The sequence below is a fragment of the Sphingomonas floccifaciens genome (assembly GCF_042681125.1).
Lineage (GTDB): Bacteria > Pseudomonadota > Alphaproteobacteria > Sphingomonadales > Sphingomonadaceae > Sphingomonas > Sphingomonas floccifaciens.
Genome location: NZ_JBHUFC010000006.1, coordinates 363893 through 376238, shown reverse-complemented (window position 1 = coordinate 376238; position 12346 = coordinate 363893). Strand labels below are relative to the sequence as shown.

The window sequence follows — 12346 nt, the reverse complement described above, 5'->3', positions numbered from 1 at the left end:
CGATTTCCCGGCCCGCCCCCTGTCTTTCTTCATGGTTTTCGCAGATGAAGACGGTCGACGTGTCGGATAGTTTCGCCAAGCCCCTTTTCATTCTGTCCTTTCGCCAGCGCGACGAGCTGGCGGCGATGGTGTCGCGTGCCGGATGGCGGCCGATCGCCGCGCGGCGGGACGAGGGGCTGGCCGGCCGGGTGGCGGCCAGCGGCACGCAAGTCGTCGTCGTCGATGCGCGCGGCGCGCCGGAGGACGGCCTAGCCGCGGTCCGTGCGATCGGCGATTCCGCCCGGTCGGCGGGGCAGGCGGTGCTGCTGCTCGTCTCGCGAAACGACGTCGCCATTCTGGACGAGGCATTGGCGGCGGGGGCGACGCAGTTTCTGGTTAGCCCGATACCGGAGGCGGAGTTCGCCCACGCGCTGCGCTATGCCGAACATTATGCGGCGCGCGTATCGGGTGGGGCCCCGGTGCGCGAGGCGCGCTGGGTGTCGCCGCTCGGGTGGCGATACGATCCGGGGCGCCGGTCGCTTCAGGTCACGACGGAGCTCGCGCAGCTGGCCGGGATAGCGGAAGAAGGCTCGGCTTGGGTAGCATGGCGGCGGCAATCGCGCGAGGTTCGCGCCCGGTTGCGCAATGCGCTGCGCCGGCTGGGTGAGGACGAGTCGACGGCCTTTGCCCATGACCTGCCCGGCGTCGGGCGCGTCGTCGCCCATCTGCAACGCGATACCCGCAACGGACGGCTGCACGGGCTGGTCGAGCCGATCGGCGATCCGCCGGACGCTGGCGCCGCGGTTCGCGATGTCTTCGCGCGCCGTTCGCGATCCGTCGTCGCACTGGCGCGTGAGCTGCCGGCCGCCCTGGTCGACGGCGATATCGACGTGGTGTTCCAGCCGCAGGTCGAGTTGGCGACCGGGCGGATCGTCGGCGTCGAGGCACTGGCGCGCTGGACCCATCCGCGGCTGGGCGAGGTCGGCGCGGAGACGTTGCTGGCGGCGGCGGCACGGGCGGGGCGATCGGGCGAGGTGTCCGCCTATCTGCAACTGCGCGCGCTGACACAGGCGGCGCTGTGGCCGGCGGCGCTCGACGGGCTGCGCGTCGCCGTGAACGTGGCGGCGGAGGATGTCGCTGCGGCGGGCTTCGTCGAGGACCTGCTGGAGCGCATCGATTCGAGCGGCCTCGCGCGCGAGCGGGTAACGGTCGAGGTCACCGAAAGCGGCCTGATCGAGCGTCTGGATATCGCGGCGGGGATGCTGGCGCAGGTACGGGCAGCCGGCTGTCGAACCGCGATCGACGATTTTGGTACGGGCTATTCGAGCCTCGCCTATCTGAACGCCTTGCCCATCGACTATCTGAAGCTCGACAAGTCGCTGACCGCGGGCATTGCCGGCAATCCGCGCGACCGGGTGGTGGTGCGCGGCGTCATAGACATGGCGGCGTCGCTGGGCCTCGACGTGATCGCCGAAGGGGTGGAGACGGTCGAACAGCGCGACCTTCTGGCCGAAGCAGGATGCCGCTTGTTCCAGGGCTATCTGTGTGCCCCGGGCGTCGACAGCGTCACGCTGGAGGGGCTGGTGCGGGCCACGGCTGACGAGTGAGCGTCAGGCGACCCGTCGACCGTCGCCATCGCCCTCGTCGCGATCGATGATCGCCGCCGTCGCGTCGGCGAGTCGGATCATTCGCTCGATCGTCAGCGGCTCGATCGGCTGGACGGCCTTCCAATAGGCACCCAGCGCCAGTTGCGGATCGTCGTGGCCGATGGGCACGACCGCCATGCTGCGGACGAAGGTGGCGAGATAGGCGTTGAGCGGCACCCGCTTGTCGAGCGCGATATCGGGGATGACGATCGTCGAGCGGGCCAGAAGTGCCTGTCCGGATAGGCAGATGCGGATCGGAAAACGCTGTCCTCTCCACAACGGGCTGATTGCGTCTTCGGTGAGATATTCGACGCTGTCGGCGTCACGCCGGACCAAAGTCACCCCGTCGCAGCCGATCGCCGCGCGCGCGGTCGATACGAGGGCGGCAAGGGCATCGTCCGCTGTCGCCGCCGCCGCGATCGCGTCCAGTGCAGTCGCCAATTGCGGGTTATCGTTCGGCGGTGACTTGCCCGCCTTCGACTTGGCGGGGCGGCGAAACGGATTCTTCACGACCGGCGTGCATCCTCAAAGCGAGTCCTTCTTATCGGATTAGCCGAAGACGCCGCCGGAATGTACGGAATCGTGCTGATCGGGATTACGGGATCAGCCACCCGCCGCTTTTGCCAGCCCCCGCGACAGTTGCAACGCCCCGTGCAAACGCGCTTTCGGGTCACCCCAGACGCGATTGATGACCAGCTTGTGGTCGGGGCGCAGCTTCGCCACCTCGCCCAGCTTGCCGACATAAGCGAGCAGGCCGTCGATGTTGGGGAAGTTGTTCTCATGGAAGGCGACGAGCGCGCCCTTCGGCCCGACGTCGAGCTTCGCCACGCAGGCGCGCTTGGCGTTGAGCTTGATCTCCATGATCCGCAGCAAATTCTCGGTCTCGTCGGGCAGCTTGCCGAAACGGTCGATCATCTCGGCGGCGAACGCTTCCAGCCCGGCGGGCGCGTCGATCTCGTTCAGGCGGCGGTAGAGGCCCATGCGCAGGTCGAGGTCGGGGACATAGGCTTCCGGGATCAGGATCGGCGCGTCGATGGTGATCTGCGGGCTGAAGTCCGTCGGTCGCGAGAGCTTGCCGCCGGCCTTGGCCTCCAGGATCGCCTCTTCCAGCATCGACTGGTAGAGTTCGAAGCCGACCTCCTTGATGTGCCCCGATTGCTCGTCGCCGAGCAGGTTGCCGGCGCCGCGCTGGTCGAGATCGTGGCTGGCGAGCTGGAAGCCGGCGCCCAGCGATTCGAGATCGCTCAGCACCTTCAGCCGCTTCTCGGCGGCCTCAGTCATCAGCCGTTCGGGCGGCGACACCATATAGGCATAGGCGCGCGTCTTCGACCGGCCGACACGGCCGCGCAGCTGATAGAGTTGCGCCAGGCCGAAGCGGTCGGCGCGGTTGACGATCATCGTGTTGGCGCTCGGGATGTCGATGCCGCTTTCGATGATGCTGGTCGAGACGAGCACTTCGAACTTCTTGTCGTAGAAGGCGGACATGCGCTCCTCGACCTCGCTCGGCGCCATCTGGCCATGGGCGATGACGTAGCGGACTTCGGGCACATGCTCGCGGAAGAATTCCTCGATGTCCGGCAGGTCGGCAATGCGGGGGGTGACGAAGAAGCTCTGCCCGCCGCGATAGTGCTCGCGCAGCAGCGCTTCGCGCAGCACGACCGGGTCCCACGGCATGACATAGGTGCGGACCGCCAGGCGATCGACCGGGGGTGTCTGGATGACGCTCAGTTCGCGCAGGCCCGACATCGCCATCTGCAGCGTGCGCGGGATCGGCGTCGCGGTCAGCGTCAGGACGTGGACGTCGGTCTTCAGCGCCTTCAGCCGCTCCTTGTGCGTGACGCCGAAGCGCTGTTCCTCGTCGACGATGACGAGCCCCAGGCGCTTGAAGTCGATGCCCTTCGCCAGGATCGCGTGGGTGCCGACGACGACGTCGAGCGTCCCGTCGGCGATGCCTTCCTTGGTCGCCTTCGATTCGGCGGCGGTGACGAGGCGGGACAGGCGGCCGACCTTGATCGGGAAGCCGTCGAAGCGCGCGGCGAAGTTGTTGTAATGCTGGCGAGCGAGCAACGTCGTAGGGCAGACGACCGCAACCTGCATTCCTGCCATTGCCGCGACGAAGGCGGCCCGCAGTGCCACCTCGGTCTTGCCGAAACCGACGTCGCCGACGACCAGCCGGTCCATCGGCGATCCCTTGCCAAGGTCCTCCAGCACGTCGTTGATCGCGCGGTCCTGATCGTCGGTTTCCTCATAGGGAAAGCGATCGACGAAGGTCGCGAAGCCCGATCCGTCGGGTTCGGCGACCTCGGCCGGGCGCAACGCACGCTCGGCCGCGGTGGCGATGAGTTCACCCGCGATCTCGCGGATGCGCTCCTTCATTCGGCTCTTGCGCCGCTGCCATGCCTCGCCGCCGAGCTTGTCGAGTGTCGCGCCCTCTTCGCCCGCGCCGTAGCGGCTGAGGACTTCGAGGTTTTCGACCGGCACGTACAGCTTGTCGCCGCCGGCATAGCTCAGCGCGACGCAGTCGTGCGGGCTTTTGCCGACCGGGATAGACGTCAGCCCCTCGTACCGCCCGATGCCGTGGTCGACATGGACGACGAGGTCGCCGGGCGACAGCGTCGCGAGCTCGGCGAGGAAGGCGTCGGCCGACTTGCGGCGCTTGGCCCGGCGGACGAGCCGGTCGCCGAGCATGTCCTGTTCGGTCAGCAGGGTGACGTCGGGCGCCGTGAACCCGTGGTCGAGCGGCAGGACGATCAGCGCGGTGGCGCTGTCGACGACGCCCAGCGCCTCCTGCCACGTATCGACCATCCGCCCGCCGGACAGGCCGTGATCCTCCAACAACCCCTTCAACCGCTCGCGCGACCCGGTGGAATAGCTGGCGAGGATGCGCTTGCCGCGGACCTTCTTCAGGTGCGCGACGACGGCTTCGTAGACATTGGTGCCGGCCGAGCGTTCGGGCGCGAAGTCGCGCGGGCCGTCGATGTTGAATTCGAGGATCGACGCGCTTTCGGGTTCGTGGAACGACGTCGTGACGTGCGCAGGAGTGTCGTGCAACGCCTGCGCCCATTCCTCGGGCAGCAGGTACAGCGATTTGGTCGGAAGCGGGCGATAGCTACCCGGTTCGGCTCCGGATGCCTTCAGACGATTGGCGTGATAGTCGGCGATCGCCTCGAACCGACCCTCCGCCGCGCCCGCGACGCCGCCGTCTCGGACGACGACCATGTCGCCGGGAAGGTGATCGAACAAAGTTTCCAGCCGCTCCTCGAACAGCGGCAGCCAATGTTCCATGCCGGCCAGGCGACGACCTTCGCTGACCGCCTGGTAAAGCGGGTCGCCGGTCGCGGTAGCGCCGAACGTCTCGCGGTAGCGGGTGCGGAAGCGCTTGACGCTGTCTTCGTCCAGCAAGGCTTCAGACGCGGGGAGCAGGGTGAAGCCCTTCACGCTGCCGGTCGTGCGCTGGTCGTGCGGATCGAAGGTGCGGACGGTTTCGATCTCGTCACCGAAGAAGTCGAGGCGCAGCGCGGCCTCGGCGCCCGACGGGAACAGGTCGACCAGGCTCCCGCGGACGGCAAACTCGCCCGCGTCGGCGACCGATTCGGTCCGGACGTAGCCGTTGGCTTGCAGCAGCGTCGACAGCTTCTCGCGGCTGATCCGCTCGCCGGGCGCGAGGTGCGCGACGAGGTTGCGGATCCGGAACGGCGTCAGCGTGCGCTGGGTCGCGGCGTTGGCGGTGGTGACGAGCAGGCGCGGGGCTTTGGTCTTCGCCTGTAACGCATGGAGGGTGGCGAGCCGCTCGGCCATGACCCGGAGCGTCGGCGAAGCGCGGTCGTAGGGCAGACAGTCCCAGGCCGGAAAGGCGAGCACCTCAAGCTCCGGCGCGAAGAAGGTTGCGGTCGACTGCACCGCGCGCATCGCCGCTTCGTCGGGCGCGATGAAGCACGCGCCGCCGGTCGCCGCTCGCGACAGGTCGGCGAGCAGCGCGGGGAGGAAGCCCGTCGCTACGCCGGCGAGCGTCAGCGGGCGGGGGGCGGAGAGGATCTTAGAGAGGTCGGGCATCGGGCTTCCACATAAGCCCTCTCCCCGCTGGGGAGAGGGTTTGGGAGAGGGGAAGGTGTCTCATCGAGAGTGGCGCCCGCGGATAGGCCCCTCTCCCAACCCTCTCCCCGAGGGGGAGAGGGCTATTGCTGAATCGGCACGTAAGTCAGCGTCTTCAGGTCATCCATCATCCGCCCCTGCAATCGTGCGGGCACAGCCGCCGCGCCCATCGCCCAGGCCATGATGTCGACGTCATGTTCCTCCAGAAACGCCTCGAACCAGGCGATATCCTCGTCCGACCATCGCGCCGCATGCGCCTCGAAAAATCCGCCGACCATCAAGTCCGCTTCCTTCGTCCCGCGGTGCCAGCTGCGGAAGCGCAGGCGTTTCAGTCTGATCTCGCGCTCCATCGCCGAGGCTCCAAGCGAAATTGGCCAACGGCGATAAGCGACGTCAGCGAAAAGAGGTGCACCCGACCCGTTCGCGCTGAGCTTGTCGAATCGCTGTCCTTTTTCAGTCGCCAGAAAAAGAAGGACAAGGCTTCGACAAGCTCAGCCCGAACGGGCTAGGGGACGACAGAGATAGTCATGCGTCCCGATATCCTCAACCCGCTGTTCGCCGAAGTCACCGCGCTGAAGGGCGTGGGGCCGGGGCTTGCCAAGCCGCTGGAAAAGCTGGGTCTGGCCCGAGTCGTCGACGTCGCCTTCCACCTGCCGACCGGATACATCGACCGCCTGCCGCGCGAGGAACTGGACGCCGCCGACGCCGGCCGGACGATCGCGATCACGCTGACGCCCGTCGAGCACCGCAGCGGCAGCAGCCCGCGCAGTCCGACGCGGGTCAGCGCGGTCGATGCGAAGGGCAATTATGTCAGCCTCGTCTATTTCGGCGGGTCGTCGGGCTGGGTGAAGAAGCTGTTGCCGCTGAACGAGCCGCGGCGGGTGTCGGGTAAGCTGGAGACGTACGGGCAGGACCTTCAGATGGTCCACCCCGACTATGCCGTCCCGCTGGATGAAGCGCCGACCGGCAACGGGCGTGAGGCGATCTATCCGCTGTCCGAAGGGCTGACCTCGCGCCGGGTGGCGGCGATGGCGGCGCAGGCGGTCGAGCGCGCGCCCGACCTGCCCGAATGGGTCGAGCCCAGCCTGATCGCCAAGCACGACTGGCCGGCCTGGCGTGAGGCGCTGGCGCGGTTGCATGCCGATCCTTCTGACGCCAAGGCGCGGACGCGACTCGCCTATGACGAGGTATTCGCCAACCAGCTCGCGCTGCTGCTGGTGCGCGGCGATGCGCGAGCGAAGCGGGGGCGGGCGCTGGCGGGTGACGGGCGGCTGCGGGCGAAGCTGGACCTGCCCTATGCCCCAACGGGCGCCCAGTCGCGGACGATCCGGGAGATCGAGGGTGACATGGCGCAGGTCCGCCCGATGCTGCGACTGCTTCAGGGCGACGTGGGGTCGGGCAAGACGCTGGTCGCGCTCAACGCCCTGCTAATCGCGGTCGAGGGCGGGGCGCAGGGGGCGCTGCTGGCGCCGACCGAAATCCTCGCGCGCCAGCATTTCGAGACGCTGTCGCGCCAGCTTGCCGGCATCGCGACCGTCGCGATCCTGACCGGGCGCGACAAGGGTCGTGCGCGCGAATCGACGCTGATGGGCCTTGCGTCGGGCGAGATCGACATCCTGATCGGCACCCATGCGATCTTTCAAGCGGGCGTGACCTATCGCGACCTGGGGCTGGTGGTCGTCGATGAACAGCACCGCTTCGGCGTCGCGCAACGGATGATGCTCCAGGCCAAGGCCGATCGCCCGCCGCACCTGCTGGTGATGACCGCGACGCCGATCCCGCGCACGCTGACGCTCGCCAACTATGGCGAGATGGACGTCAGCCGGCTGGACGAAATGCCGCCCGGCCGCGAGCCGATCGAGACGCGGGTCATCAGCGAAGACCGGCTCGACGACGTGGTCGACGGGCTCGCGCGGCATCTGTCGGGCGGGGGGCAGGCCTATTGGGTCTGTCCGTTGGTCGAGGAGAGCGAAAAGTCCGACCTCGCAGCCGCGGAGGCACGAGCGGAGGCGCTGCGTCAGCGGTTCGGGGAGCGCGTGGCGCTGGTCCATGGTCGGTTGAAAGGCCCGGAAAAGGATGCGCAGATGGCGCGATTCTCGTCCGGCCAGGCGGGCGTGCTGGTCGCGACGACGGTGATCGAGGTCGGGGTCGACGTGCCTAATGCGACGCTGATCGTGATCGAACATGCCGACCGCTTCGGCCTGGCCCAGCTGCACCAGCTGCGCGGGCGGGTCGGGCGCGGCGGGGGGCGGTCGGTGTGCCTGTTGTTGCGGGGCGCGCACCTGAGCGAGACGGCGCGGGCGCGGCTTGCCCTGATGCGCGAGACCAACGACGGCTTTCGTATCGCGGAGGAAGACTTACGGCTGCGCGGGGCGGGCGAACTGCTCGGCACGCGTCAGTCGGGCGAGCAGGGCTTTCGCATGGCGACGCCCGAAATGCTGGGCGAACTGCTGCCGATTGCCAACGGCGACGCGCGGCTGCTGATCGATCGCGACGGCGGCTTGCAGGGCGCGCGGGGGCAGGCGGCGCGGACCGCGTTGTACCTGTTCGAACGCGACGCCGCGGTCGGCCTGTTGCGGTCGGGGTAAGGATGATGAACGTGCTTCTTCCGATCATTCTGACTCTGCTGGCCGGCATCGGCGTCGCCGCGCAGGCGCCGACCAATGCGATGCTGGCAAAGGTGTCGGGATCGACCCTGCTCGCCTCGCTGGTATCGTTCAGCGTGGGCACCGCGGCGATTGCGATCGTCTGGGCCGCTTCCGACCGCGTGTCACCGACGACGCTGCGAGCGGCGCCGAGCTGGGCCTGGCTTGGGGGTATCTACGGCGCGATCTATGTCGCGACCGCCGCCTATGCCGCGCCGCGGCTGGGTGTCGCGACGATGCTGATGGTCGCGATCGGCGGCCAGCTGGTCGCGGCGGTGGTGATCGATCATTTCGGGCTGTTCGGCCTGCGCGCGGAGCCGGTGTCGGCCAGCCGCATCGCCGGCCTCGTGCTGGTCTTCGCCGGCGTGCTGCTGGTGCGGCGCTAGTGCAAGTGGCCAGCTGTCCCTATTTGCGTTCGCCCTGAGCGAAGTCGAAGGGCACTCGTCAACGAAGTGCTTCGACTCTGCTCAGCACGAACGGTGGGGCAAAGCTCCGCTTGGCGACTCCAATTCTAGCGTGTCAGCGTCGCGAGAAGCTGATGATAGTCGGCCAGCGGGATCGATCGTTCCAGCTGGCAACCGATGCGCCCGCCGAGCGCCCATCGCACCTGCGCCATCTGCATTCCGCGGCCCGGCAGCGCGATCCGCAGCCTGGACCCGTCCGCGATATCCGAGTCGCACCGCGCCATGAAGCCGCCCGGCGAGATGTTGACGACCAGCAGCTGAAGCGAGCGACCGTCCGCATCGATGGCCCGCGCGCGGTAATGGACCTCGTCGCGATTCTCTCGCCGGCCGTCCGCAATCGCCGCATTTCCGTACGCCATACATGGGCACCTCAAAGTCGCCCGTTTTGAGTAGCGGCCCAAACGTAAACTTTGTCTGTATTTCCGACTTAAGACATCACGCTTAGCGGATAATTTAGGATGCGCGGATGATGCCGTGGTGCTTCTTTCCCGCAGACAGGCGCACGTCGCCGTTGACCGTAATCACCGCCGCCTCGTCGCCGATCTTCTCGCCGTCCACACGCGCGCCGCCGCCGGCGATCAGCCGCCGCGCCTCGCCCTTCGACTTGGCGAAACCCAGTCCGATCAGCGCATCGACGATGGCGATGCTGCCACCCGGCGCGTCGATCGTCGGCAGCGCGGTGCCCGATGCGCCTTCCTCGAACGTGCGGCGCGCGGTCTCGGCGGCCTCGTCGGCGGCGGCGCGGCCGCGGCACATGGCGGTCGCTTCGGTCGCCAGCACCTTCTTCGCCTCGTTGATCTCGGCACCCTCCAGCGTTTCCAGCCGCGCGATCTCGTCCAGCGGCAGGTCGGTGAACAGGCGCAGGAAGCGACCGACGTCGCGGTCGTTGGTGTTGCGCCAGAACTGCCAGTAATCGAAATGCGACAGCTGGTCCTCGTGCAGCCAGACCGCGCCCGACACGGTCTTGCCCATCTTCACGCCGTCTGCGGTCGTCAGCAGCGGGGTGGTGACGCCGTAGACTTCCGCCCCGTCCATCCGGCGCGCCAGCTCGACGCCGTTGACGATATTCCCCCACTGATCGCTGCCGCCCATCTGCAATCGCACGCCTTGCCGCTTGGAGAGCTCGCGGAAATCATAGCCCTGGAGGATCATGTAGTTGAATTCGAGGAAGCTGAGCGACTGTTCGCGGTCGAGGCGCAGCTTCACCGAATCGAAGCTGAGCATGCGGTTGACGCTGAAATGCTGGCCGACCTCGCGCAGGAAGGGGATGTATTCCAGCTTGTCGAGCCAGTCGGCGTTGTTGACCATCACCGCGTCGCTCGGCCCGTCGCCGAACGTCAGGAAACGTTCGAAGATGCGCTGGATGCCGGCGATATTGGCGGCGATGACGTCGTCCGACGCCAGCTTGCGCGCCTCGTCCTTGAACGACGGATCGCCGATCTTCCCCGTGCCACCGCCCATCAACACGATCGGCTTGTGCCCCGCCTGTTGCAGCCGGCGCAGCAGCATGATTTGGACGAGGCTGCCGACGTGCAGCGACGGTGCGGTGGGATCGAAGCCGATATAGCCCGGCACGACCTGCTTTTCCGCCAGCGCGTCGAGCGCGGCGGCGTCGGTCACCTGGTGGATGTACCCGCGTTCCGAGAGGATGCGGAGCAGGTCGGAGCGATATTCGGTAGCCATAGCGGAGCGCCCTCTAACGGTTCGGGCTGAGCTTGTCGAAGCCCTGTCCTTCTTCTGTGGACGTTGGCAGAAGAAGGGCAGCACTTCGACAGGCTCAGTGCGAACGGGGTTGGGGATGATCTACGAACTGCAATGTCATCCTGCGACGCCGGCCAAGACTGTCCGAGCAGTCAGGGTCGAGTGTACGATGACAGACGAAGTCCTGCTTGGCTTCATCGTCGATGGTGTCAACGCGCTACGCCTTCCCGAGATGACCGCCCCGGCGCGCACCGACGAACTCTGGCGCACAACCTGTTTCGAGCTGTTCTGGAAACCCGACGTCGGCGAGGCGTACGTCGAAATCAACCTGTCCCCGTCGACCTGCTGGGCGGCATATGCCTTCGATGGCTACCGAACGGGCATGCGTGACCTGATCCTGCCCCATGACCCGGTCATCTGCCGCACGAAAGACGGGATTCGTGCCGCTCTGGATCTGTCCGGCCTTGAACGCCCCACCCACGTCGCCCTGACCGCCGTCATCGAGGAAGCCGACGGCACCAAATCCTATTGGTCGTTTGCGCACCCGTCTGGTGCACCTGATTTTCATCATCCCGATTGCTTTGCGCTGCGTATCCCGGCAGTCGCTTGATCCATGAAATTCGGCATCGATCGCCTCCTATCCGACCCCACGCTGCTCAAGGACCTGCACGGCCGTCGCGTTGCGTTGCTGGCGCATCCGGCGTCGGTAACTGCGGACCTGACGCATTCGCTCGACGCGCTGGTCGCTGCCGGCGTGAACGTCACCGCTGCCTTCGGGCCGCAGCATGGCCTGCGCGGGGACAAGCAGGACAATATGATGGAGTCGCCGGACTTCGACGATCCGGTCCATCACGTCCCCGTCTTCAGCCTGTACGGGGAGGTGCGCCGCCCGACCGGCCAGTCGATGCACACGTTCGATGTCCTGCTGGTCGACCTGCAGGACCTGGGTTGTCGCATCTACACCTTCATCACGACGCTGCTTTATGTGCTCGAAGCCGCGGCCGAGCATGGCAAGGCGGTCTGGGTGCTCGACCGGCCTAACCCCGCTGGACGCCCGGTCGAGGGGCTGACGTTGCTTCCGGGATGGGAGAGCTTCGTCGGGGCGGGGCCAATGCCGATGCGCCACGGGCTGACGCTGGGCGAACTGGGCCGCTGGTTCGTCGATCACTACAAGCTGGACGTCGACTATCGCGTCGTGACGATGGAGGGCTATGCGCCCGACGCCGCGCCGGGATTCGGCTGGCCGACCGAACGGGTCTGGATCAACCCCAGCCCGAACGCGCCGAACGTCAACATGGCGCGCGCCTATGCCGGCACCGTCATGCTGGAGGGGACGACCCTGAGCGAGGGGCGGGGGACGACCCGGCCGCTCGAACTGTTCGGTGCGCCCGATATCGACGCCCGCGCGGTGCTGGCTGAGATGCGGCGGACGGGGGCGGAATGGCTTCGCGGCTGCGCAATTCGCGAGGTGAGTTTCGAGCCGACCTTCCACAAGCACGTGCATCAGCTGTGCGCCGGGCTGCACATTCATGCCGAGGGGGCGGCCTATGATCACCACGGGTTCAAGCCGTGGCGGTTGCAGGCGCTGGCGTTCAAGGCGATCCGGACGCTGTATCCGGACTATCCGCTGTGGCGCGATTTCCCCTACGAATATGTGTTCGACAAACTGGCGATCGACGTCATCAACGGCGGGCCGGGCTTGCGAGAGTGGGTCGACGATGTCGGCGCACAGCCGGGCGATCTCGATGCGATGACGCAGCCGGACGAAACGGCGTGGGAGGACGTGCGGCGCGCGTATCTGTTGTACTGATGCGTTCGA

The 12346-nt window shown here is 67.1% G+C and carries 10 protein-coding genes; 5 read left to right on the top strand and 5 right to left on the bottom strand.

Annotated elements, in window-relative coordinates; all coding sequences use genetic code 11:
* Positions 1 to 44 precede the first annotated feature (44 nt).
* Positions 45 to 1586, top strand: coding sequence for an EAL domain-containing protein (locus ACFSC3_RS15365; RefSeq protein ID WP_380941304.1), 1542 nt, complete (start codon positions 45 to 47; stop codon positions 1584 to 1586).
* A gap of 3 nt (positions 1587 to 1589) precedes the next feature.
* Here ACFSC3_RS15365 and ACFSC3_RS15360 read toward each other — a convergent pair whose 3' ends face one another.
* The 3 genes from ACFSC3_RS15360 to ACFSC3_RS15350 all read right to left on the bottom strand — a co-directional run bounded on the left by ACFSC3_RS15360 (position 1590) and on the right by ACFSC3_RS15350 (position 6067).
* Positions 1590 to 2135 carry a GAF domain-containing protein gene (locus tag ACFSC3_RS15360; RefSeq protein ID WP_380941303.1) on the bottom strand — a complete coding sequence of 182 codons (546 nt, stop codon included), beginning with the start codon at positions 2133 to 2135 and terminating at the stop codon, positions 1590 to 1592.
* Between the two features lie 93 nt (positions 2136 to 2228).
* On the bottom strand, positions 2229 to 5678 hold the full coding sequence (mfd, locus tag ACFSC3_RS15355) for a transcription-repair coupling factor (protein ID WP_380941302.1): 3450 nt from the start codon (positions 5676 to 5678) through the stop codon (positions 2229 to 2231).
* A 122-nt stretch (positions 5679 to 5800) separates the two neighbouring features.
* Positions 5801 to 6067 carry an FAD assembly factor SdhE gene (locus tag ACFSC3_RS15350; protein WP_380941301.1) on the bottom strand — a complete coding sequence of 89 codons (267 nt, stop codon included), beginning with the start codon at positions 6065 to 6067 and terminating at the stop codon, positions 5801 to 5803.
* 177 nt (positions 6068 to 6244) lie between these two features.
* Between ACFSC3_RS15350 and recG the strand changes: the two genes are divergently transcribed.
* On the top strand, positions 6245 to 8305 hold the full coding sequence (gene recG / locus ACFSC3_RS15345) for an ATP-dependent DNA helicase RecG (RefSeq protein ID WP_380941300.1): 2061 nt from the start codon (positions 6245 to 6247) through the stop codon (positions 8303 to 8305).
* Between the two features lie 5 nt (positions 8306 to 8310).
* On the top strand, positions 8311 to 8748 hold the full coding sequence (locus ACFSC3_RS15340) for a DMT family transporter (protein WP_380941482.1): 438 nt from the start codon (positions 8311 to 8313) through the stop codon (positions 8746 to 8748).
* Positions 8749 to 8873: 125 nt separating this feature from the next.
* Here the strand turns inward: ACFSC3_RS15340 and ACFSC3_RS15335 are convergent, their stop codons facing one another.
* Together ACFSC3_RS15335 and tyrS are read right to left on the bottom strand one after the other, a co-directional pair.
* Positions 8874 to 9185, bottom strand: a complete 312-nt coding sequence (locus ACFSC3_RS15335) for a PilZ domain-containing protein (RefSeq protein WP_380941299.1) — start codon at positions 9183 to 9185, stop codon at positions 8874 to 8876.
* 94 nt (positions 9186 to 9279) lie between these two features.
* On the bottom strand, positions 9280 to 10509 hold the full coding sequence (tyrS, locus tag ACFSC3_RS15330; protein WP_380941298.1) for a tyrosine--tRNA ligase: 1230 nt from the start codon (positions 10507 to 10509) through the stop codon (positions 9280 to 9282).
* A 115-nt stretch (positions 10510 to 10624) separates the two neighbouring features.
* On the opposite strand from tyrS, the gene ACFSC3_RS15325 reads away from it, so the two are divergent.
* Positions 10625 to 11137, top strand: coding sequence for a DOMON-like domain-containing protein (locus tag ACFSC3_RS15325; protein WP_380941297.1), 513 nt, complete (start codon positions 10625 to 10627; stop codon positions 11135 to 11137).
* Positions 11138 to 11140: 3 nt separating this feature from the next.
* Positions 11141 to 12337, top strand: a complete 1197-nt coding sequence (locus ACFSC3_RS15320; RefSeq protein ID WP_380941296.1) for an exo-beta-N-acetylmuramidase NamZ family protein — start codon at positions 11141 to 11143, stop codon at positions 12335 to 12337.
* Positions 12338 to 12346 lie beyond the last annotated feature (9 nt).